Here is a 23,088-nt window from a genome sequence, read left to right as displayed (position 1 = left end):
GTTACGGCTCCAGCCCAAAATACTTCCCGCAAGCTGGCACGGCATTTGCGCCAATAAAACCGTCCTGAGATAGGCGGCACTACTTGAGGGAAGGCTATGAAACACACAACACTTGGATTCGGATTGGGGCTCGCACTCGCGGTCGCACTCCCCGGCATGCCAGCACTGGCCAAAACCATCGACATCGCGATCGGTCACCAGAGCATGTGCACGGACACCTACACCGCGGGCATCGTGGTGAAGGAAAAGAAACTTCTCGAAAAATATCTGCCAAAGGACGGCGCCTATGCGGACGTCGACTACAACATCACCTGGGCAGACTATTCCTCCGGCGGGCCGATCACCAACCAGATGCTGGCCAACAAGCTGAATATCGGCGTGATGGGCGACTATCCGCTGATCGTCAACGGCGCCAAGTTCCAGGAAACGGATTCCCTGCGCACGCTCTATGTCGCCGGAACCGGCTACAATCTGAAGGGCAGCGGCAATGCTGTCGTCGTTCCGGTGGAAAGTGACATCTATTCTTTCGACCAGCTTAAGGGAAAGTCGGTGTCGACGCCGGTCGGTTCAGCCGCCTGGGGCATGCTGCTGAAGGCGATGCAGGACGAAGGCATCACGGAAGAGGTGTCGCTGAAGAACCAGAGCCCGGCCGTTGGTGCCGCCAATATCGCGGCAGGCAAGATCGACGCCCACTCCGATTTCTGCCCCTGGTCGGAAATCATGGAATTCCGCGGCACGGGCCGGAAGATCTATGACGGCAGCGAAGCCGGTGTTCCCTACCTCCATGGTGTCGTGGTCCGGCAGGACTTCGCCGAGGAATATCCGGAGGTCGTCACCGCCTTCCTGAAGGCCGTGATCGAAGCCGGCCAGTGGATCGAGGAAAATCCGAGCGAAGCCGTCGACCTGATGGAAAAATGGACCGGCGTGGAGAAAGAGGTTCTCTACATCTACTTCTCAAACGGCGGTCACCTGACACTCGATCCGACCATCAAGGACGGCTGGGTCGATGCCCTGAAGTTCGACCATACGGTCCTGGTGAAGGAAAAGGCGATCCCGCCGCTCGATTTCGATGCCTGGATCACGGAGGATTATATCAAGGCGGCCTATTCCGACCTTGGCCTGGACTACGAAGCCGACAAGGCCACGGTGGTCGATCCGGAAACCGCAAATGCCGGCTTGCCTGTTGAAATCTGGCATTCCCGGGACGGTATCCTGACCTACGAAAGCCTGCCGGACTTCCTCAAGGCCGTTGCCGAGTTCCAGGGTACCGGGGCCAAGCTCAACGCGACCTATGTCTACGACAAGTCGACCGGCCTGAAGCTCTTCGGCAAGACCGCCTATTTCGTCCACGGCGAAGACGGCACCTATGAAACCTTCCTGCGCAAACCGGAGGCGGAAGCCTACGCGGCTGAGGTCAAGGGCGAGGTGATCGATCTACCGACCGCCGTCGCGGCCTTCGTTCCCACCGAATAATGCGTTGACCCGGGCGCCGCGGCCATTTCCGCGGCGCTCGCAACACCTGATTTTCGCCCGTTCGCGCCCGGGTCCACAGCCGTCTATTGAGGGAGAGTTTCATGAGTAACTTGGGTCAGGCCACTGATGTGGCCGAAGTCAGGGATGCGGAGCCGGAGCCCTCCACCCCCACCCAAAGAAAGGAAGACCTGGTCGGTTTCGCGGACGCGCCCGGCCTGTCCGGAAAGGATGTTCTGAAGGCGGTGCGCGGCTGCACGTCGAGCACTTACGACCTTCTGAAGAAACATGGGGTCAGTATCGTATTGAGTCTCGTCTCGCTCGCCGCGGGCATTGTGTTCTGGCAGCTGGCGACGGCTTACAAGGTCGATTTCTACATCAATTTCGAAAACATTCCCTCGCCCGGCAAGGTTTTCGCGGCCTTCTGGACGCACCTCGGCGACGGCGAGTTCTATATCCATATCGGTGTTTCCATGCAGCGGATCCTGATCGGCTATGTCACCGCGTCGGTGATCGGAATTGCCGCGGGTGTTCTGATGGGACGCTCGAAAATCGCCTGGTCGCTGATCTATCCCTATATCGAGGTTCTGCGCCCGATCCCGGCCGTCGCCTGGATCCCGCTCGCTATCCTGATGTGGCCGACCGAGGAAGCCTCGATCATCTACATCACGCTGCTGGGCGCTCTGTTCCCAATCGTTCTCAATACCTTGCACGGAGTTGAGCAGACGCCGGAGGTGCTTGTTCGGGCGGCAAAATCGCTCGGCGCATCCCGGCTACAGATCTTCTGGCACGTTATCCTGCCGGCGGCCCTGCCGAGCATCGCGGCGGGCCTGGCCATCGGCATGGGGGTGAGCTGGTTCTCGCTGCTGGCCGGTGAGATCATCTCCGGCCAGTACGGCATCGGCTATTTCACCTGGAACGCCTACTCGCTGATCAACTACCCGGACATCATCGTCGGCATGCTGGTGATCGGCGGTCTTGGCACACTGTCCACCTACGCAGTGAAAATCGGCATGAAACCACTGCTGGCCTGGCAGAAGAGGGCAAGATGATGGCCCTCGCTCTCGGTTCCAGACTGGCGGTTGCGGCCGGTACGATCCGGTCCAGGCTCGGCCTGTGGCTGGCGCTCACCGCGGGTTTCACGGTGGGCTATTATCTCCTGCTGATGGCGGCACTGATCGTCCGGTTCGGCGCATTGCCAAACTATGCGACCGCCTACAACTGGCCGAAGAATGTGTGGACCATCTTCCGCTCGACGCCCTCCTTCAGCGACGTTCCTCCGATCGTCGCCGAGGAATACCTGCTCGAGTTCGGTTACATGAACTACGACTACGGACACGGCATTTCCGAATGGGCGCTGAATATCCTGCCCTACAAGGTGATGTTGGTCGCCGTCCTCGCCGGTCTGCTCGCAGTCAACATCCTGCTGCTCAGAGCGAAGAGCGCGTGTTCCACGGCAACGCGGTTCAAGGCGGGCACCGCCACGGGTGTGGGTGCCGGCTTCGTGGCGCTCACCTCGGCCACCATGAGCTGGGTCGTGTGCTGCGCCACGCCATCGTGGATCGTCGGCCTGTCCATGCTCGGTCTCGGTGTCTCGGCGTCCTTCTGGATCGAGCCGATCGGCCCGTATCTCACAATGGGCGGCTATGGCCTGCTCGCGGCGACCGCGCTGGCTCTCGCCACCCCTCCCGGGACACCCGCCACGAGCGCAAGAGATCAGCAAGACAAGATTTCCTCTGCGAAAGGAGTGCATGCATGAACACCCAAGTCGTGTCTCTGACGGAACACATTCCACACCGGGCCCTTGCCGCCTCCAAAAAGGACATTGGCCATATCGTGATCGAGGATGTCGAAATCGTCTTCGGCAAAGGCGCCAACGCCAACCAGGCCGTGACGAAGACCTCACTTGATATCAAGCCCGGAGAATTCGTCTGCATCCTCGGCCCCTCCGGATGCGGAAAATCCACCCTCCTAAGCTCGATCGCCGGATACATCACGCCCACCAGCGGCGTGGTCAGCGTCGATGGCAAGCCGGTCAAGGCTCCGGGGCCGGACCGCGGCATGGTGTTTCAGCAGTATTCGCTGTTTCCGTGGAAGACCATCCGCGACAACATAGCCTTCGGGCCAAAGGTTGCCGGTCGGAGCAATGTCGAATGCAGCTCCATCGCCAACACGTTCCTGGAAATGGTCGGCCTGTCCCGGTTCGCAGACAAATATCCCTCGGAGCTTTCCGGCGGCATGCAGCAGCGGGTCGGGATTGCACGGGCGCTCGCGAATTACCCCTCGGTGCTCCTTATGGACGAGCCGTTCGGTGCGCTCGATGCCCAAACCCGGCTGATGATGCAGGAAAATCTGCTGTCGATCTGGAGCGAGTTCGGCATCACGGTCGTTTTCGTCACCCATGATGTCGACGAGGCGATCTTTCTGGCGGACCGGGTGCTGGTCATGAGCGCCAGCCCGGGCTCGATCATCGACGATCTTCAGGTCACGCTGCCGCGTCCACGCGACCCGGCGATGGCGACCGGGGCCGAGTTCATGGCGCTGAAGAAGATCTGCCTCGACCAGATCCGTTCCGAAAGCCTGAGAGCTTTCGAACAGCAGAACAGGTGATCCCATGGCGCGCGTTTTCCTGGCATTGGTGCTTTTCCTCCTCCCGCTTGGTGTCGCGGCGCAGGGCGTCCAGGGCGTTATCCTGGACGACCCGGTCAAGGTCGATGACTTCTCCCTGCGTGCACAGGACGGAACCCCGTTCACGCAGGACGGCCTGGCGGGGCAATGGACCCTGATGTTTCTCGGTTACACCCATTGCCCGGATGTCTGCCCGTTCACGCTCGCCAATCTGGAGGCGGTGCGAACCGAACTCTCCCAGATGATGACGCCCGAAAAGCTTCCGGAAGTGGTTTTTCTGGCTGTGGATCCGGACCGGGATGCAGAGCTGCTGGCCGATTATGTCGCGCATTTCGGGATTTCTTTCACCGGCATCACTGGTGAGCGGGCGGAAATCGACAAGCTCGTGGCAAGCATTGACGGCTTCTACCGACTGGAAAAGTCGGGGGCCGACGACGACGCCTACGACGTCACCCACAGCGCGGCCGTCACCGTAATCAATCCTGACGGTGCCATCACCGCGAAGATCAGCCCGCCTTTTCATCCGGTCAATACCGCGACTTACCTGTTCCGCCACATGCGCGGACTGGACGTCACCAACTGAGAGGAACTTTCCATGCTTGTCAGCAATCTTCGTAGCAAACTCCTCGCTGGAATGGCTTGCGCATTAACTGTGACGGTTCTCTCGCAGGGGCCCGCACTGGCCGGCGGAGACCACACCCACGCCCATATGAGCGACCAGAAGATGTCTGGAGTTGTCGTCAGTGAAGCGATGTCACCTGCTGCGGCACCAGGCATTGGCACCATGGCGGTCTATCTGCTCCTGGAAAACGCGAGCGGGGCCAATGTTGACCTTGTGGGTGTGGAAAGCCCCGCATTCGCAATGACACATCTTCACAAGACCGCCATGGCGGATGGTCTCATGACCATGGAACCGGTCGCGCAGCTCACCGTGCCCAAGGGAGAGAGCGTCCGGTTTGCCCCGGGCGGTCTTCACATCATGCTGATGGGAGCCGAGCAGACTTACCATCCGGGCGACAGCTTTCCCCTGACCCTCGTTTTCGGCTCCGGGCAAGCGATCGAGGTTGAGGTGAGTGTCGTAAATCCGGGAGAAATGCCGGTCGGCGCTCACGATCACAGCACCATGAAGATGAACTGAGGACCGCTCGGCGTGGCCCGTCAGGGAAAAATCGAGGCAACCGGATTGCCTGCGACGGCAACCCGTCCTCCAGCTCGGAAGACCGCCCTTGCGCTATGCCTCTTTCTGTTGGTCCTCGCCGGCCGAACGACAGCCGCGCAGGCGGACATGATCGACACGAGCGGTATGCAGCCATGGGAAACTTGCGGTCTCTGCCATTCCCTGGACGGTATCAGCCGCATGCCGAAGTTTCCGAAACTGGCGGGGCAAAGACCGGCTTACGTCATCAAGCAATTTCGGGACTTTCATTCCGGCACGCGGGAAAATGACGGTGGGCAGATGCAGGCGATCACGACCGAGATCGATCCGAACGCCCTGCCGGCGATTGCCGACTATTTCGCACGCCTGGCACCGCCTGAACCTGTTTCCCCGTCAGACGCGGGCAGTCGGCCGAGTGCCGAACAGCTCTTTCGTCAGGGGCGAAGCGGTATTCCGGCCTGCCTGTCCTGCCACGGCAGTACGGATCCTGACGTGCCGCTGGCGCCCTGGCTGGAGGCGCAGCACCCGGAATATCTCGTCAAGCAGCTCCAGGACTTTCGGCAGGGGAAACGCGGTAACGATCCAGGTGGCGTCATGCAGACCATCGCTTCCCAGCTGCCGGAGGCGGATATCGAACCCCTGGCTGCCTACATTGCCGCGCAGAAAAGACCGGAGAGGACACCTTGAACAAGATGTTACGTGACCCGAACAGAATGAAGGAACAGGCAGTCGAGGCCCCGGACCGGGTCTCTGCCGTCTATCTGAGCGAAGTGCTTTCCGATCTGGACGAAGGAGCGGATTTCCTCAGCCGGCTGAACGAGAGGGACCTTGCTACGGTCAGGTCCGCGGGCTCTGTTGTCCGGTTCGGAAAAGGGGAGGGCGTGTTCTTCCAGGGTGATCGCCACAGCGGTATCTGGCTGATCGAAAAAGGCACGGTGCGAACGTTCTATGCCGGTCCGTCGGGCCGGGAGATCACCCTGGCTCTTTGGACGCGCGGGCATTTCGTCGGCGGGCCCGAAATATTCGGAGGCGGCACGCATATGTGGTCGGCGGACGCACAGGAAGAAGTCGAACTGCTCTACCTGACCGGCGCGCGCATTCGGCAGCTGATCGACACGATGCCGTCCTTCGCCATCTGCATCATCAACGGGCTGGTGGCCAAGGGGAAATGCTATTCCGCTCTGGTTCAAATGCTGGGAACGCGTTCAGTCACCGAACGCCTTGCGCAATTGCTGATCATTCTTGCGGACACGCACGGCAGATCGGAAGGCAATCGGCTCGTCATCGAGAAAAAGATCACCCATGAACATCTCGCTGCAATTGTCGGCTCAACGCGGCAGTGGGTCACGATGACATTGGACAAGTTCCAGAAGAAGGGTCTGATTTCGGTAAGCAGAAACAAGCTGTCGGTCGAAAACTATGAATTGCTGCATGGCTTGGCAACGTAACGGCTCATACCGCGCGCCAACTTCTCTAACAATCTATATTTTTCAAAAACTTAACAACTATCGCGTAATTTGTATTATGGAATATTTATACATCTCAAAAGAAAGCAACACGGCTCCGCAATTTTGAGTGAGCGCAGGGCAGCATTTCGTTTCCGTTCGTCGTGTTTGTCGAAACGCGCGAAAGCCAACCCGGCCTATCCGTATACTTTAAGCCGTGGACCGGCGGCGCGCTCAAACAGGTCTGCCGCAAATTCTTCGGAGCCTTTCAATGGCCCCAATATGCGGAATTGGTGTTGATGATAGAGACCCCGGTAGGCAGCGTGGGCCAGGCGGCCATTGATGGATATATCGGTGTGAAACCACGACTTCAAAGTGCCGACCGTTCCGGCGTCTCCCAGAGACAACAAGGTTCCCTTGTTGCGGAACTCGAACGCGTCTATCGGTTCATTCTTCAGCCAGCGCGGCAGCGCATGAATGAGATGTTCGGCCTGCTCACTGGCGGCTTGCGCGGTCGTCGGAGCCGGGGTGTCGGTAATTGCGCAACAATCGCCAAGCGCAAAGATCGCATCCGATTGCGTGCTTTGCAGGGAAGGCCTGACACTCCACTGGCCCTTCTTGTTGGTCTCAAGCGCAGCAATGTCACCGGCAATCGCAGGGCCTGAAGTGCCCGTGGCCCAGATCGTCACATCGGCCTTGAACGTCTGGCCCGATTTGGTCTCAACCGCATTTGCCATGACCTTGCAGATCTGTTGACCGGTCTCAACGCGCACACCGGCTGTCTCAAGCTGATCTCTCACGACAGAACGAACCTCGTCATCAACACCGCCCAGGATCTGATCGGCTCCTTCGAGAATGGTCACATCGACAGGTGGCAAATCCGAATGCGGCGCCAGTGCTGTACAGTGAAGATCATTCTTGAGATGAGCGGCAAGCTCGACACCGGTGGCGCCCGATCCTGCGACAACAATCTGAAACGGCCGGCCGGTGTTGTTGGCGTGATGCGCCAGCAGGCGGTGTGACAGCCGGGAAAACAACGCCTTGGCTCCTTCGACATCATCCAGCATCGCGGCATGTTCGCGGACACCCTCAACGCCGAAATCCGGCGTGCCGCCGCCAATTGCAAGCACCAGAGCCTGATAGCCGATCTGGCGTGGCGGCACGACATGACTTTGTGTGTCTTGCGTCATCGCCGCCAGCGTTATCGTGCGATCCTCAGCCGAGATATCGGCCAGACTGCCTTGCTGAAACGCAAAGCCCCATTTTTCCGCCAAAGTCGCGTAGCCGATCTCGTCAATCTCGCCCGGCCCGCTACCGGCTGCCACCTCATGCAGGCGCGGTTTCCAGATATGGGTTGGGCTCTTGTCGATCAAAAGCAGGTCCGGATGGCCGTTTCTGGCAAGTCCCACCGCCAGTTCCAACCCGCCTGCGCCACCACCGACAATCACAATGGGAAATGTTTGCATTACCTGCCGTCCAGACCTTCTTGAATTCGCAACGGTGAGGCTGTTGCCCCCCTGTTACTCCGCCTTGAAATCGCGATAGACAGGGTGCCACATCCGCGCCTCTACTTCGTCGTCAAGCGCGGCTCCGCCAACTGCTTGCGCCTCTGCCAGCCCTTCGGCCACCGCAGAGCGAGCAACGGCTTTGGCGATCTCGACGGCGACGCGGCGCAATTCCGAGGTGGGTGGCAGCATATGGCCCGGCCCCTCGGTGCTGGTCTTCGCGGTCTGCGCAAGTGCCTTGGCGGCAGCGACAAACATCTGCTCACTCACGCGAGTGGCCCGGGCCGCCAGCACACCAAGCCCGACACCCGGGAAAACATAAGCGTTATTGGTCTGATCGACCGTGTAACTCTTGCCGCCGATCTTGACCGGATCAAATGGGCTGCCCGTACCGATCATCGCCTTGCCATCCGTCCAATCCACGATGTCCTGCGGCCTGGCCTCGGATTTCGAAACCGGGTTGGACAGCGGCAGAATGACCGGGCGCTCGACCTTCGAAGCCATTTCGGTGATGCAGCTCTGGTCAAAGGCACCCGCCTGCCCTGACGTGCCCAGCAAGACGGTGGCCTTGATGTTGCGAAGCACGTCGATCAGATCAATCCGGTCCTTGTCAGCACACTTCCAATCCGCGATATCGTCACGTGAACGCGCAAAGGGTTTCTGGAAATCTTGCAGATCGGCGTCGTCCAGCACCAGCCCGTTAGCGTCCATCGCATAGAATCTTGCGCGTGCCTCGGCCTCGCTCAGCCCCTCGTCCTGCATCAGCCGCAGGATCAGACGCCCAATTCCGCATCCGGCAGAGCCCGCGCCAAAGATCACCACAACCTGATCGCCAAGCCCCTCACCCTTCGCCTTGCTTGCCGCCAGCAAGGTGCCGGCCGCGACAGCCGCTGTGCCTTGCACATCGTCGTTGAAGGTGCACAGATGGTCTTTGTAGCGCTCCAGCAGGCGCAGCGCATTGCCGCGCGCAAAATCCTCCCATTGCAGCAACACATGGGGCCAGCGCTTCTTGACGGCAGTGACAAATGCCTCGACGAAATCATCGTACTCCTCGCCGCGCACCCGCGCGTGGCGCCAGCCGATATAGCGCGGATCGTTGCGCCGATCTTCATTGTCGGTGCCGGTATCCAGCAGGATCGGCAGTGTCTTGTTCGGGTCGATCCCGCCACAGGCGGTATAAAGCGACAACTTGCCAATCGGGATACCCATGCCGTTGGCGCCCTGATCACCAAGGCCGAGAATCCGCTCGCCATCCGACACCACAATCACCTCCACGGCGTCGAACCGCGGATCGGCAAAGATGTCGTCGAGCTTGCTCTGATCGGGTGGGGAAAGGAACAGGCCGCGCGGATGCTCCCAATGGCGCGAGAATTCCTCGCAGCCCTCGCCCACGGTGGGCGTGTAGATCAATGGCAGTATTTCAGTGAGATGTTCGGAAATGAGTTTGTAGAACAGAACCTCGTTGTCGTCCTGCATCTGGCGCAACCGCAGATATTTCTGGATCGGCACGTCCACCTCATCGAGCGCGATTTTCGCGCGGGCGCATTGGTCTTCCAGCGTTTCGACATGCGGCGGCACCAACCCGCGCACCCCAAACGCATCGCGTTCATCCTCGCGAAAGGCTGTGCCCTTGTTCAACAGCGGATCATCCAGCAGATCGATGCCGCGTTTTGTGACGCGTTGCGCAGAATTGGTTTTATTGGTCATGGTGTCCTCAACGGCGTTGGGCAAGCTTGCGTTTGGTTTCGGCGATCGCCTTGGCCGGATTCAGCCCCTTGGGGCAGGCCGAGGTGCAGTTCATGATCGTATGGCAGCGATAAAGGCGAAACGGGTCATCCAGCGCGTCAAGGCGTTCGCCGGTATGGTCGTCACGTGAATCCGCCAGCCAGCGATGAGCCTGCAACAGCACGGCGGGGCCCAGGTATTTGTCGCCGTTCCACCAATAGGAAGGGCATGCGGTCGCGCAGCAGAAACACAGGACGCACTCATAACTGCCGTTGAGTTTTTCGCGGTCTTCGGGCGTTTGCAGGCGCTCGCGCTCGGGTTCGGGGCCATCTGCCTTCATCCACGGCTCGATCATTTCATATTGCGCGTAAAGAGTTTCCAGACTGCCGACGAGATCCTTGATGATCTCGAGATGGGGCAGCGGTGTCAGCGTGATCGGGCCGTCACCCTGTTCATCGATATGGGTCAGACAGGCCAGTCCGTTCTTGCCGTTGATGTTCATCGCGCAGGAACCGCAAACCCCTTCGCGGCATGAGCGGCGCAACGCCAGCGAGGGGTCTACCTCGTCGATAATCTTGAGGATCGCATCCAGTACCATCGGCCCGGTTTCGTCCAGATCAAGGGTGAAGCTGTCCATTCGCGGGTGATCGTCGCTCGCCGGATCGAAGCGGTAGACGCGAAACTCACGGGGTTTCTTCGCATCACTCGGGCTATCCCAGGTTTTACCTTGCCCGAGGCGCGAATTAGGCGGCAGACGGAACTCGGCCATTGCAGACCTCCTTTTCTTCAGATTTTGCGCTCGGTAGGCGGAAAGGGTTTGGCATCATCGCGCCCGGTTTCCAGATGCACCGGGCGGTAGTCGATCTCGACCTTGCGTGCCTCGTCCAACCACGCGACGGTGTGTTTCAGCCAGCCCTCGTCGTCGCGTTCCTCATAGTCATCGCGCAGATGGGCGCCCCTGCTTTCGGTGCGATTGAGGGATGATTGCGCGACCACAATCGACTGGTCATAAAGGTTTTTAACCTCATGCGCGGTCATCAGCTCCATGTTCCAATGCAGGTCGGGGCTGGTGCAACCGATATCATCGATACCATCGGCCAGTTCGGCCATTGCGTCGATCCCTTCCTGCATCGTCTCCTCGTCGCGAAAGACGCCAAAGTGCTTTTGCATGATCGCTTGTGACTTCGCTCGCAATTCGCCCGCGTTTGCGCCGGCGGCGTTGTGGCGCAAGGCGTCAAAGCGTGACAGGGCGGCCTCTTCGGTCGCCTTCGGGGCGGGCGGCACGTCTTCGTCCTTGTTCACTATCTCGGCCGCGCGCAGGGCGGCAGCGCGCCCGAAGACGATGATATCGAGCAAGCTGTTCGTTCCCAGCCGGTTCGCGCCATGCACCGAAACACAGGCGGCCTCGCCGATACACATCAGGCCTGGCACAATCGCATCCGGCCCACCCCGGCGAGGATCGATCACCTCGCCGTGGATATTGGTGGGAATCCCGCCCATGCAGTAATGCGCGGTCGGTACGACAGGAACCGGCTCCTTGCGTGCGTCGATCCCCTTGAACACCCGGATCGTCTCAAGAATTCCGGGCAACTTCTTCTCAAGCACCTCGTCGTCAAGATCTTCCAGGTGAAGCTCGATATAATCCCCGTTCTCGCCGCATCCCCGGCCCTCGCGCATTTCTACCCCCTCGGCATGGGAGACGATATCGCGGCTGGCGAGATCCTTTTCGTGGGGGGCGTACTTGGGCATGAAACGCTCGCCCTCGGAATTGGTGAGGTAGCCTCCCTCACCCCGTGCCCCCTCGGTGATCAGCACGCCAGGGCCTTTAAGGCCGGTGGGGTGAAACTGAACGAACTCGCCATCCTGAAGCGGTATACCCGCGCGCAACGCCATCGCTCCTCCATCGCCCGTGCAGGTGTGCGCCGACGTGCAGCTTTCATAGATTCGGCCGTATCCCCCCGTCGCCAGCACCGTCTGCTTGCCTCGAAAGCGATGAATCGTACCATCGACCAGCGAAAAAGCCATGAACCCGCGACAAGTGCCGTCTTCATCCATCAGCAAATCGGTGGCGAAATACTCCACAAAGAACTGGGCCCGCCGTTTCAGGCATTGTTGGTACAGAGTGTGCAAAACGGCGTGTCCGGTGCGATCCGCCGCAGCGCAAGAGCGCGCGGCCATCTCGCCTTCGGCGCAATGGGTCGTATGGCCGCCGAACTTGCGCTGATAAATCCGCCCATCTTCGGTACGCGAAAATGGCACGCCCATATGTTCCAGCTCAACGACTGCTGGAATTGCCTCGTGGCACAGATAGGCGATCGCATCCTGATCGCCGAGCCAGACAGACCCTGCCACAGTGTCATACATATGCCAGTGCCAATCATCCTCCTTGATGTTGCCAAGGGCCGCGGCGATGCCGCCCTGTGCCGCCGCCGTGTGGCTGCGCGTGGGAAACACCTTGGTGACGCAGGCCGTTGAGAGCCCCGCCTCGGCCATGCCCAACGTTGCCCGCAAGCCCGCGCCACCGGCTCCAAGGACAACAACATCGAAAGCATGATCGATGACTTGATAGGAACGGGCCATGGGTCAGCCTCCGATATGTGTGAAAATGAGAACAGCCAGCCCAACGACAGTGGCAAGCGCCGAAAGCGCGGCAATCGCGTAAACAAGGGCGATGGATGCCACGCGCCAGCCCTCGGAATGGACGTAATCTTCCAGGATAACGCGAAATCCGATCGTGCCGTGGCGCAGCGCAACGAGCACAAAGGCGCCGATAAGCGCCGCATTCCAGGGCGCACCAAGCCAGGCGGCGGCAGTGGTGGCAGGGGCATGCAGCATGCTGAGGATCGAGACAAGAAACCAGAGCGCCAACGGGATCAGGGCCAGCGCCGTCATGCGTTGCACCGTCCAGATCGCAGCCCCCGTGCCCGAAGCACCGAGTGCGGTTGCGCGGCGATAGGCGGTGCGCTGCGCGAGCCGTGTCAACAATGAGGGATCGGTCTGGGTACGTGCGACCTTGATTTCGTCTTTTTGTTTATCGTTCTGATGCTGCTGATCGTCGTTCTTCGCGGTGTCTTTGGCGGCATCATCCGCCTTGCTTTTTTTATCAGTGTTTTTCGCGTCACTCATTGCCGCCCCCTCACACAATCACCACAATCCAGACAATCACCGTCAGCAAAAGTGCCCCCCCTACGGCGGCCTTTCCACTGCGCCGTACGCTGTCCATTTCAAAGCCCATACCGGCATCCCAGAACAGATGACGCACCCCGTTGCAAAGGTGGAAACCAAGCGCGAAGGTCCAGCCAAACAGCGCGAGATACCCAAGCCACGACGTGAGCAGCCAATGCGTCACGCTTTGAGCGCTGCCCCCCAACGCAAGCGCGGTAATCCACCACGCAAGCCCCACGGCGCCCAAGCCCAGCACGATCCCGGTTGCGCGGTGCAGCACAGACAAAATCGAGGTGATTTCGGGTCGGTAGTGCTGCAGATGCGGTGAAAGCGGTCGCGTCGTGGAGCGTGCTGTCATGTCCATTTCTCCATCCTGTCAGGCACCGCCAATCCCATCGCCGATCATGGCGCTCGGATCGGCAATACGGTCAAATTCGGGGCCGGTGAGGTAGCCCAGCTTCAGCGTGGCCTCACGAAGGCTCAGGTCGTTTTCTTCGGCCAGATGTGCAATCTCGGCGGCGCGGTCATAGCCGATCTCGGGGCTGAGCGCGGTCACCAGCATCAGTGAGCGTTCCAGATATCCTGCAATCACCTCTTTGCGCGGGGCGATCCCTTCGACCGCGAAACGGCAGAAATTGGTCGTACCATCGCCCAGCAGGTCAATCGCATGCAGCACATTTGCCGTGATGATCGGGCGCATCGCGTTGAGCTGGAAATTCCCCATACCCCCCGCCATTCCGACCGCTGTGTCCAACCCGATGATTTGCAGGCAGATCATCATCATCGCTTCGCATTGCGTGGGGTTGACCTTGCCCGGCATGATCGAGCTGCCCGGTTCCGTCTCGGGCATGTGAAGTTCGGCCAGGCCGCAGCGCGGACCCGACGCAAGCCAGCGCAGATCGTTGGCGATTTTCATCACCGACACCGCCAGACCCCGTAGCGCCGACATCACCGCTACCATCGGATCAAGCGAGGCCTGGGCTGCAAACTTGTTGGGGGCCGTGATGAAGGGTTGTCCGGTGAGAGTTGCGATTTCGGATGCTATCGCCTCTGAGAATCCCGACGGCGCGTTCAAGCCCGTGCCCACCGCAGTTCCCCCTGCGGCCAACCGGTAGAGCCCATCGCGGGCCTGGCGCAACCGCTCGAGCCCGTCACGCAGCATCGCGCCATGACCAGACCATTCCTGGCCCACCGACAGCGGCACTGCATCTTGCAAGTGGGTACGCCCGATCTTTGGCATATCGGCCCAGTCCTGCGCCCGCTGCTCGAACACGCTGGCCAAAGCCTCGATCGCAGGAAAGACCTGCGCATGCAGCGCCAGGACAGTCGCGATATGCATCGCGCTCGGGAAAGTGTCGTTTGACGACTGTCCCATATTGACGTGATCGTTGGGATGCACCGGATCCTTGCTGCCCAATGTCCCGCCAAGGATCTGGATTGCGCGGTTGGAAACGACCTCGTTGATGTTCATGTTCGATTGCGTGCCAGAGCCGGTCTGCCAGACAAAAAGCGGATAATGCGCATCCAGCTTTCCAGCGATGGTCTCGTCACACGCTTGTATGATGGCAGCGGCAAGCGTTGGATCAAGACGGCCTGCGTCCGCGTTAATCTTGGCGGCGGCCTTCTTGACGTAGCCATAAGCATGATAGACCTGCTTTGGCATCCGATCACCGGCAATCGAGAAATGAACCAGCGAGCGTTGGGTCTGCGCGCCCCAATAGCGATCAGCGGGCACCTCGATTTCACCCATGGAATCGCTTTCCGTCCGCGTGCCCCGCGCGCTCAGCCCGATAGGCGGCAGAGGGTGAGCAAGCGTAAGCGGTGAGGAATCAGGACGCATTGGGCAGCGTCTCCTGTTTGTGATGAAGATAAATCGAATTCTTGACGGTAACGCTCCGACACTCTCCGGGTTCCCGAGAGATCGATCAAGTTAACATCTGGTCATGTGACACACTCATCGTATTGCCTGCCGTAAAGGCAAGCCGATACGGGGGCCGCTGTTGAGAACGCGGCATCATCGTTTCCTGTGAAACGGTCCGTTGCCGGGCGAGGAAGTTCGGATCGAAATATGCCGGCCGATTAACCTGACATCACGACCATACCTTCAAGATGACGCCATGAACCGGAAAATGTCGGCTATCGCTACGCATCGAAACAACTTGACGATGCAACCATGACGATTAGCACGCGGATACAACTGCAAGAGAGCCCATTGTCAATTTCGCTACGTAATCAGTTGCAAAACCAGAATTTTTTTTTAAAACTCTCAAAAGTGCGGAGCGAATATTTACTGATTGGTTCATGTTTTCTTCGAATGCGCTGCCGTGCCAACATCCTGCTGGCGCGAATTGCAACTCAAACCTTGAACCTGGCTGGAGGGGTCGAATGCCATCGATCGGTACAAATGTGACCAACGCCCGCGGAAGCGGTGATTGGCGGAACGCTGGATGTTCCGGGGGCGACCTGAGCGGCCCGGCATCGATGACCCGAAAGGCAAACGCCCACCCGACTACCGGAGCCCTGACAGCATGAGCCCTCGTCACTGCGCAATCTTGCCTCGCGGATGGAGGTGGGCGGTCACCATTCTCTCTGGAGTGGCAGTGTTGGCCGGATGGTCGGACGTGACCGTCGCCGCGGATATTTTCAGCCCGATAGGTCCGGTGTTGGAAGATCAGTCGACCCATCTGCTGCGGGCATCGCTGATCGCCCTCGTGGCGGTTCTGCCCGCGATCCTCCTTCTCCCGATCATGCTCTGGCGCTACCGGATCGGTGGAAACGCGCGCTACACGCCCCAGTGGGAGTTCAACAAATGGTACGAAATGGCCATCTGGGGGGTGCCGGTTCTGGTGATTTGTGTACTGGCGTACTGGCTTGCCCAGTCGACGCTCAAGTACGATCCCTACACACCCCTGGGGGAAAATCCGCTGGAGATCGACCTTGTGGGCATCGATTTCCGCTATCTCGCGATCTACCCGGACCAAGGTGTCGCCGCTCTGGACCAGATCGTCATCCCGGCCAACCGTCCCGTTACCTTCCGGCTAACCACTGACACGAACATGCAAAGTTTCCTGCCTAACGGCTTTGCCGGGCAGATCTACGCGATGCCGGGGATGGTCACCAAACTGAACCTTGCCGCCAATCGAGAGGGTGAGGGTACCGCGACCCAGACCCAGTTCAACGGCTACGGTTTCGCGAACATGCGAGTACCCATGCGCGCCGTCTCGGACGCGCAATTCGATGCCTGGGTCAATGGTGCTGCGGGCGAAACGGTCGATGCCGAAAGCTACGTCAAGCTGCTCGTCTCCGGAGACAGCGCGAAGGAGTACAACTCCAATACGCCCGCGCTTCGACCTCTGGCCGATACCTGTCTCTTCGACCGCGTGGTGGCCCGCTATCATCAGGGCACTCCCGTACCGCCGGAGGCGCAGCCGGGCAGCACAGTCTTCGATCCCGCGAAAGGCGCCTTGCCCGATGGACCTTGTGACAAGCTGTTGGCCAACAGCCACTTCAACATGAGCCAGATGGGCAATATGCACCACGATACCGCCACAGATCCCACCGGGTCCGACCAGTAGAAGCGACAGAACATGGAACACTTTATTTTTGGTCGTCTCGGCTGGGACGACATCGCGATCTTCGACGTTTTCCGCGACCCTACGGCAAGCAACATCGTCGGCAGCTCGGCTGGCTGGCTGGCCGTCATCGGTGCGGTGATCGTCGCCGCTTTGCTGCTGATCAAGGGCTGGTGGAAGCCGCTGCTGTTTACCTGGTTGAACACCACCGACCACAAGAAGATCGGCATCATGTACATCGTCGTGGGCCTTGTCATGTTCGCGCGCGGTGTGGCCGAAGGCGTTGTGATGCGCTCGCAATATGTGACCTCCTACCAGGGGGGCTACCTGACGCCAGATCACTTCTCCGAGCTTTTCTCGACCCACGGCACCATCATGATCTTCTTCGTCTTGATGCCGTTCCTGATCGGTTTCATGAACCTTTTGGTGCCACTGCAGATCGGGGCGCGCGACGTGGCCTTCCCGCGTCTCAATCAGATCAGCCTCGGCTTCACCATCGTCGGCGCGATGCTGTTGATGATCAGCCTCGTGGTCGGACAGTTCGCAACCGGCGGCTGGACCGGTTATCCGCCCTATACCGGTGTCGCCTTCCAACCAGGAACCGGGCCAGATTACTGGATCTGGTCACTGGGCCTGTCTGGCATCGGAACGGTGCTGACCGGGCTGAACTTTGCCGTGACCATCTACAAGATGCGCTGCCCGGGCATGACCTTTTTACGGATGCCGATCTTCGTCTGGACGGCGCTCTGCACCTCCATCCTCCTGATCTTCGCGCTTCCCCCACTGACGGCCGTGGTCATCATGCAGGCGCTTGACCGCTACCTCGATTTTCACTTCTTCACCAACGACCTTGGCGGAAACATGATGAACTTCGCCAACCTGTTCTGGATGTTCGGCCATCCGGAGGTCTATATCCTGATCCTGCCCGCCTTCGGCCTTTACTCCGAGTTCACGGCAATCTTCTCGGGCAAGCGCATCTACGGCTACATGTCACTGGTGATCGCGACCATGGCCATCGCCGTGCTGTCCTTCACTGTCTGGCTGCACCACTTCTTTACCATGGGACAAAGCCCGACGATCAACGTTGCCTTCGGCATCGCCACCATGCTGATCGCGATCCCCACGGGGGTGAAGGTCTATGTCTGGATCGCAACGCTTTGGGGCGGACGGATCCGGATGCGCACACCAATCATCTACCTCGCCGGGTTCATCGTCTTCTTCGCTGTGGGCGGTTACACCGGCATCCTGCTGGCCAACCCGACGGTCAACTTTGCCGTGCACAACAGCCAGTTCGTGGTCGCGCATTTCCACAACGTGCTGCTGCCGGGCACACTCTTCGCCGTGCTTGCCAGCATCTACGTCTGGTTTCCGAAGTTCTTTGGCTTCCGGCTGGACGAACGCTGGTCGGCGACGGCTGCCTGGCTCTTCATCATCGGGTTCACCTTCGCGTTCATGCCGCTTTACATGGTCGGGCTGATGGGCCTGCCTCGGCGCAGCCCGGCCTTCGATGATCCCAGCTACATTCCCTACATGATCGTGACGATGGTTGGGGCGCTCTGCGTGCTCGCTGCCCTGTGTACGCTGATCGGAAGCTTCGTGGTCTCGGCGCTGCGACGCGATACTCTTGCGGTGCCAGGTGGCGACCCTTGGGACGGGCGCACCCTGGAATGGGCCTCGCCCGCACCGGTGCCGGAGTGGAACTTCGCCTTCATCCCCACGGTGAACAGCCAGGATGCTTTCGCCAAAGAGAAAGCGGCAGGCACGGCCTACGAGATCGACTGCGACACCTACGAGGACGTCGAGCTTTCACCGACCAGCTGGATAGGCCTGAACATCATCGTCTTCGGCACGCTGTTTGGTTTTGCCATGGTGTTCTGGATCTGGTGGCTGGCCGTGCTGTCTGCACTTGCGTTGCTGACCCATTCCATCGGCCTCGGCTTCGTGCGCGACAAGGGCGAGATCATCCCCGCGTCTGTGATCGAGCGGACCGAGAAAGACTGGATCGCCCTGGCCGCAGAAGGCCCGGGCACCGAGCGTCGTGACGAGGTCTCGCCCAGCAACCGCGGCATTGCCGCCCGCATTTCGGAGGCGTGAGATGACGACGTCGAACACCAACCTCAGACGCCATCCAGGGCTGAACCTTGGCCCTTCCCACGGAAAAGCCCACGAAGAAGCCGAATCCGTCGTATTCGGGTTCTGGGTCTTCCTGATGAGCGATCTCGTCACATTCGCGATGTTTTTCGCGATCTATGCGACGTCGATCCAGGCAACCGCAGGAGGGCCGGGCAACGCGGACATCGTCGATGTGACCAGCATCGCACTCCAAACCGGATCACTGCTGATCAGCTCACTGCTCTTCGGCGTCGCAACCGTCGCGATGAAATACCATTCCTCCAAACGTGTCGTGATCCTCTGGCTTCTGGCTTCCTTGGCTTTCGGTCTGTGCTTCCTGGGTCTCGAAATCCGCGACTTCATTGATGCGGCGGAAAAGGGGGCAGTCCCGATGCGCTCGAGCTATCTCAGCTCCTATTGGGCGCTGGTCGGGTTGCACGGGCTGCATGTGAGCGTGGGCAGCCTGATGATCCTGGTTGTCTGCGTCCAGATCGCCTTCTTCGGCTTTGCCAGCGACGTCAAGACACGGGTGCTCCGGCTGGGGCTCTACTGGCACTTTCTCGACATCATCTGGATCGGGATCTTCTCGGTCGTCTTTCTTCCGGGGCTACTGTCATGAACAACAAGGACGAACGCGCGCACGACCTGCGCATGTATTTCACGGGCTTCATTGCCGCCGTCATCCTGACTGCCCTGTCGTTCCTGACCGCGATCCTGCAACCCTTCGGCTCCGTCGGAATCTTCGCGTCCCTCGCGGTGCTGGCAGCGGTGCAGATAGCCGTCCACTTCCGCTTCTTCCTGCACATCGACGTGTCGCGGCAGAAACGCGAGGAGCTGCAGCTCATCCTGTTCACCGGCCTGATCATCCTCATCATGGTCGCTGGAACGGTCTGGGTCCTCGGCAATCTCATGACGCGCATGATGTAACGGCATCCGGTCGGCTCCCTGACGCATTCTTCGGGCTGGCCGGATTTGTTCGTACCAACTCCGCTGCAAGGGAAAGTTCAAATTTCTCGTGCTGCGGAGTTTTACGATATCAAGACCAAATTCAGTGACAGGGGACGCGTCCCATGTGTTTTTCCGCCGAAGTGAATTTTGTGGCCAGCGCCGCCATTGGCGCGGTCGGGGTCGCAACGCTCACCCATGTCCGTCATCCACGCCATGTCCTCTTTGCCGCGATGCCGCTTTTCTTCGCGTTGCATCAGTTCACCGAGGGATTCGTCTGGCTCGGACTTGACGGGACAATTGGTGAAACGGCGCGCGATCATGCTGCGTTTTTGTTCCTGCTTTATGCACAGGGACTGCTGCCGATATTGATGTCGCTGTCCGTTTTCCTGCTGGAAGATGTCGGCTGGCGCCGCATGGTATTGGCGGCAATCACCCTGATCGCCCTTGTTTTCGGGGCCTACATGATCTGGGGTGTCATGTCGTACCCGACGTCGTGCTACGTCGAGAACAGGTCGATCGTCTATTCCAACCCGGTAACGGAAACGACGTGGACGGGCATTGCCTATATCTTTGTCACCTGCGGCGCACTCGTTCTGTCGAGCTTCCGCGTGGTTCGGTGGTTCGGGGTCTACAACCTGGTCGGGCTCACGATCATCATCCTTGCCAAATCTTACGCCTTCTCCTCGGTCTGGTGTTTTTACGCCGCGGTGATCAGTGTCATGCTCTACTGGCAGTTCCGAAACGGAAAGATCCTGTCCTCGTCCGTCCCTTGATAAGGGCAGGTTCCCCTGCCCTCGCCGCGCGCAACGTGACGTGCCGCACCAAGAGGCACGAAGGCAGGGACCGGCAGGAAGATCAGGCTTGCCATATCGCAGATCTGTTCTGGGTCGAGTAAGATGATGTCGATCAGAGACGGGCATGAAAGCGTCGCCTCTGCCGTGTGACCGGCCCATCGAAAAGTTACGGATTGCGTGGCCGTCAGCGCTTGCGCCGTCTTCGAAACAGACGAATGGCGACGAAGATCACGAGCGCAACGATTACCACAAGCGGAACCGCATGCATTGCGTTCGGATGGTGCGTCAACCAGCGCGCGGCTCTGCCGCCAAGCACGGTCCAGAGCCCGGCCCAGGCCGCTGCACCGACGATGTTGGCGATCAGAAACCGAATCCAGGGCATTCCCGTCGATCCCGCAACCAGTCCGTTGAACTGGCGCAGCACGACGAAGAACCGCGCGAACACGACCATGAACGCGCCGTATTTCTCCGTTGCGGCCTCAACGCGCGCGTAGCGCGCCTGTGTCAGGCCCACGCGGTCGCCATAGCGTGCCACCAGCGACTGGCCATATCGATGCCCGATGACGTAACCGATGTTGTCACCAATGACCGCCCCCGCCCAAGCCGCCAGGAAGACATACGGCAGGCGTGTTGCGCCCGCGCCGGCGGCGGCCGAGGCGGCAATCAGCGCGCTTTCGCCGGGCAGAGGCAAGCCGAAGGCTTCCAGAAGGACCGTTACGAAGACTGCCGCCGGGATGCTCCCGCCCAGCAGTCCCCAGCTGGAGATGAGCGAGATCTTCATCGCTCATCTCGCCTTGCATCTCGCTGCACGGATCGCTTTCCTCTCGCTCTATCGCAGGAAGTTGTCGCGCAAGAGCGACACGACTTCGCGCGTGCGCCCGTCCAGCACGGCCTTAATGCCGAAGAGCGCGGTCGAGGCGACCTGACCGGCCTCAATTTTGGGGGGCATGACCAGTTCCACCCGATTGACGCGAACGTCGAGGATTGCGGGACCTTCGGCGGCAAGCCATTCCTTCATCGCGCCTTCCAGATCACTCGCATTCTCGACCCGCCATCCCTTCAGACCGCACACCTCAGCCAATTTGGAGAAATCGGGGTTCTCCAGCCCGGTGAAACTGTCGAGCAGGCCACTGACCCGTTGCTCCATCTCGACGAAGCCAAGGCTTCCGTTGTTGAAGATGAGAATCTTGATCGGCAGCTTCTCTTGCTTGAGCGTCAGAAGATCGCCCATCAGCATGGTCATGCCTCCGTCACCACTCAGAGAGATGACTTGGCGCCCGGGATAGGCGGCCGCGGCCCCCATGGCCTGCGGATAGGCATTGGCCATCGTGCCGTGCAGCAGGCTTGTGAGGAAACGCCGTTGGCCCTTCGCCGTCAGGTGCCGCAAAAGCCAGACCATCGGGGATCCGCCATCGGCGGTAAAGATCGCGTCCTGCGCCGCCAGCCGGTCGAGCGTGTGGGCGACGAACTGCGGATGGATCAGCGACGGATCGTGTTCGTCGGCCTCGGAAACGTAGCCTTCAAGATCCTTTTTCCACTGCTTGCGCGCGGTGTCGAGATGGCCCTTGTCTTCCTTCTGGTCCAGTCGGTCGAGTAGCGCCTCAATGGTCGGGCCGATGTCGCCGACAAGACCCATGCCTACCGGCGCGCGGCGTCCGATATGCGCCGGGTCGTGATCGACCTGGATGATCTTCTCCTTGCCGGGATAGAATTGCGTATAGGCGAAATCCGTGCCGAGGCAGAGCATCACGTCGGCGCGGTCCACGGCCTCGACCCCCGCCTTGTTGCCCAGGATGCCGATCATGCCGATGTTGTAGTCGTTGTCGGGCTCGATAAATTCCTTCGAGCGGGAGGTATGGGCGATGGGCGCGGCCAGCTTTTCGGCCAAGGCCACCAGCTGGGGCTTGGCATCGCGCGCGCCGATCCCGGCATAAAGCGTGACCTTGCCCGCCGAGTTGAGCCGGTCCGCCAAGGCGTCAAGCTCGTCGTCCGCGGGTCGTTGGCGCGACTTGGGCCGATGGACGGACCAGGCCAGATCGTCCTTGGTGTCTTCCTCAAACATGTCGCCGTTGATGATGACGACCGCGACGCCACCTTTGGTCAGGGCCGCCTGCGCGGCTTGCACGATGATGCGGCGAGCTTGATCGGGATGCGAGATGTATTCGCAGAACACGCTGTATTGCTCATAGATCTTTCGCTGGTCCAGCTCCTGGGGAAAGCCCAGACCGGTCTCGGCGCGCGCCACGTCCGTTGCGATCAGGAGGACGGGTGCGCCGTTGCGGTGGCTCTCGAAGATGCCGTTGACGAAATGAAGTGATCCGGGGCCACAAGTACCTGCGCAGACGGCCAGTTCACCGGTGAAGAAGGCCTCGCCGCCAGCGGCAAGCCCACCCGCCTCTTCGTGGCGTACATGCACCCAGCGCAGATCTGAGCGGCGGACCGCATCGGTGAAGTGATTGATCGTGTCGCCCACGATCCCCCAACAGCGCTTCGCACCAGCTTCGATAAGGGTGTCAACGACAACATCGGCAACCTTGGCCATTTTCGTATTCCTTATTTTTATCAGTT

22 protein-coding genes are annotated in these 23,088 nt (G+C 60.0%); 13 read left to right on the top strand and 9 right to left on the bottom strand.

Features of this window, described 5'->3' with window-relative positions; all coding sequences use genetic code 11:
* The first annotated feature begins 96 nt into the window (after nt 1-96).
* From FMN63_RS28005 to FMN63_RS27970, 8 genes are all read left to right on the top strand, one after another.
* Nucleotides 97-1,473 (top strand): ABC transporter substrate-binding protein, encoded by a 1,377-nt coding sequence (locus FMN63_RS28005; protein ID WP_148587461.1) that lies wholly within the window; start codon nt 97-99, stop codon nt 1,471-1,473.
* Nucleotides 1,474-1,574: 101 nt separating this feature from the next.
* Entirely contained in the window at nt 1,575-2,522 is a 948-nt protein-coding gene (locus FMN63_RS28000; protein ID WP_205514379.1) for an ABC transporter permease, read from the top strand.
* Nucleotides 2,519-3,229: a hypothetical protein gene (locus tag FMN63_RS27995; RefSeq protein WP_148587460.1), complete on the top strand. Its 711-nt coding sequence runs from the start codon at nt 2,519-2,521 to the stop codon at nt 3,227-3,229. Before FMN63_RS28000 ends, FMN63_RS27995 begins: the two co-directional genes overlap by 4 nt.
* A complete protein-coding gene (locus FMN63_RS27990; protein ID WP_148587459.1) occupies nt 3,226-4,080 on the top strand; it encodes an ABC transporter ATP-binding protein in 855 nt (284 codons plus the stop codon). The genes FMN63_RS27995 and FMN63_RS27990 overlap by 4 nt, the downstream gene beginning before the upstream one ends.
* 4 nt (nt 4,081-4,084) lie before the next feature.
* Nucleotides 4,085-4,681 carry an SCO family protein gene (locus FMN63_RS27985; protein WP_148587458.1) on the top strand — a complete coding sequence of 199 codons (597 nt, stop codon included), beginning with the start codon at nt 4,085-4,087 and terminating at the stop codon, nt 4,679-4,681.
* A 12-nt stretch (nt 4,682-4,693) separates the two neighbouring features.
* Entirely contained in the window at nt 4,694-5,236 is a 543-nt protein-coding gene (locus tag FMN63_RS27980; protein ID WP_148587457.1) for a copper chaperone PCu(A)C, read from the top strand.
* A 147-nt stretch (nt 5,237-5,383) separates the two neighbouring features.
* Nucleotides 5,384-5,941, top strand: a complete 558-nt coding sequence (locus FMN63_RS27975) for a c-type cytochrome (protein WP_148587456.1) — start codon at nt 5,384-5,386, stop codon at nt 5,939-5,941.
* Nucleotides 5,942-5,946: 5 nt separating this feature from the next.
* Entirely contained in the window at nt 5,947-6,702 is a 756-nt protein-coding gene (locus FMN63_RS27970) for a Crp/Fnr family transcriptional regulator (protein ID WP_286192790.1), read from the top strand.
* Nucleotides 6,703-6,896: 194 nt separating this feature from the next.
* Here FMN63_RS27970 and FMN63_RS27965 read toward each other — a convergent pair whose 3' ends face one another.
* Genes FMN63_RS27965 through FMN63_RS27935 form a run of 7 tightly spaced genes read right to left on the bottom strand, consistent with a single transcriptional unit; the run spans nt 6,897 to nt 14,844 of the window.
* Nucleotides 6,897-8,165, bottom strand: coding sequence for an NAD(P)/FAD-dependent oxidoreductase (locus FMN63_RS27965; RefSeq protein WP_148587455.1), 1,269 nt, complete (start codon nt 8,163-8,165; stop codon nt 6,897-6,899).
* 54 nt (nt 8,166-8,219) lie between these two features.
* Nucleotides 8,220-9,911, bottom strand: a complete 1,692-nt coding sequence (locus tag FMN63_RS27960; protein WP_148587454.1) for an NAD-dependent malic enzyme — start codon at nt 9,909-9,911, stop codon at nt 8,220-8,222.
* Between the two features lie 7 nt (nt 9,912-9,918).
* Nucleotides 9,919-10,698: a succinate dehydrogenase iron-sulfur subunit gene (locus FMN63_RS27955; protein WP_148587453.1), complete on the bottom strand. Its 780-nt coding sequence runs from the start codon at nt 10,696-10,698 to the stop codon at nt 9,919-9,921.
* A gap of 17 nt (nt 10,699-10,715) precedes the next feature.
* A complete protein-coding gene (sdhA, locus tag FMN63_RS27950) occupies nt 10,716-12,509 on the bottom strand; it encodes a succinate dehydrogenase flavoprotein subunit (RefSeq protein WP_148587452.1) in 1,794 nt (597 codons plus the stop codon).
* Nucleotides 12,510-12,512: 3 nt separating this feature from the next.
* On the bottom strand, nt 12,513-13,055 hold the full coding sequence (sdhD, locus tag FMN63_RS27945) for a succinate dehydrogenase, hydrophobic membrane anchor protein (RefSeq protein ID WP_148587451.1): 543 nt from the start codon (nt 13,053-13,055) through the stop codon (nt 12,513-12,515).
* 10 nt (nt 13,056-13,065) lie between these two features.
* Complete coding sequence (sdhC, locus tag FMN63_RS27940; protein ID WP_148587450.1) at nt 13,066-13,452, bottom strand: succinate dehydrogenase, cytochrome b556 subunit; 387 nt, start codon at nt 13,450-13,452, stop codon at nt 13,066-13,068.
* 18 nt (nt 13,453-13,470) lie between these two features.
* Nucleotides 13,471-14,844 carry a class II fumarate hydratase gene (locus FMN63_RS27935; RefSeq protein ID WP_286192786.1) on the bottom strand — a complete coding sequence of 458 codons (1,374 nt, stop codon included), beginning with the start codon at nt 14,842-14,844 and terminating at the stop codon, nt 13,471-13,473.
* An 853-nt stretch (nt 14,845-15,697) separates the two neighbouring features.
* Between FMN63_RS27935 and FMN63_RS27930 the strand changes: the two genes are divergently transcribed.
* The 5 genes from FMN63_RS27930 to FMN63_RS27910 all read left to right on the top strand — a co-directional run bounded on the left by FMN63_RS27930 (nt 15,698) and on the right by FMN63_RS27910 (nt 20,499).
* Nucleotides 15,698-16,669: a cytochrome c oxidase subunit II gene (locus tag FMN63_RS27930; RefSeq protein WP_148587448.1), complete on the top strand. Its 972-nt coding sequence runs from the start codon at nt 15,698-15,700 to the stop codon at nt 16,667-16,669.
* A 12-nt stretch (nt 16,670-16,681) separates the two neighbouring features.
* Entirely contained in the window at nt 16,682-18,760 is a 2,079-nt protein-coding gene (locus tag FMN63_RS27925) for a cbb3-type cytochrome c oxidase subunit I (RefSeq protein WP_148587447.1), read from the top strand.
* Nucleotide 18,761: 1 nt separating this feature from the next.
* Complete coding sequence (locus FMN63_RS27920; protein WP_148587446.1) at nt 18,762-19,397, top strand: cytochrome c oxidase subunit 3; 636 nt, start codon at nt 18,762-18,764, stop codon at nt 19,395-19,397.
* Nucleotides 19,394-19,705, top strand: coding sequence for a cytochrome o ubiquinol oxidase subunit IV (cyoD, locus tag FMN63_RS27915; RefSeq protein WP_148587445.1), 312 nt, complete (start codon nt 19,394-19,396; stop codon nt 19,703-19,705). The genes FMN63_RS27920 and cyoD overlap by 4 nt, the downstream gene beginning before the upstream one ends.
* A 143-nt stretch (nt 19,706-19,848) precedes the next feature.
* The gene (locus FMN63_RS27910) at nt 19,849-20,499 is read left to right on the top strand and encodes a DUF6629 family protein (RefSeq protein ID WP_148587444.1); all 651 of its coding nucleotides are present in this window, start codon (nt 19,849-19,851) and stop codon (nt 20,497-20,499) included.
* 205 nt (nt 20,500-20,704) lie between these two features.
* Here the strand turns inward: FMN63_RS27910 and FMN63_RS27905 are convergent, their stop codons facing one another.
* Together FMN63_RS27905 and FMN63_RS27900 are read right to left on the bottom strand one after the other, a co-directional pair.
* Nucleotides 20,705-21,301: a DedA family protein gene (locus FMN63_RS27905; protein ID WP_148587443.1), complete on the bottom strand. Its 597-nt coding sequence runs from the start codon at nt 21,299-21,301 to the stop codon at nt 20,705-20,707.
* Nucleotides 21,302-21,349: 48 nt separating this feature from the next.
* Nucleotides 21,350-23,062 carry a thiamine pyrophosphate-dependent enzyme gene (locus FMN63_RS27900; RefSeq protein ID WP_148587442.1) on the bottom strand — a complete coding sequence of 571 codons (1,713 nt, stop codon included), beginning with the start codon at nt 23,060-23,062 and terminating at the stop codon, nt 21,350-21,352.
* Between the last annotated feature and the right edge of the window lie 26 nt (nt 23,063-23,088).

This window comes from Stappia sp. BW2 (assembly GCF_008107695.1).
Classification (GTDB): Bacteria; Pseudomonadota; Alphaproteobacteria; order Rhizobiales; family Stappiaceae; genus Roseibium.
Note: the sequence above shows the minus strand (reverse complement) of the source record. Positions and strands in the feature narration are given on the sequence as shown.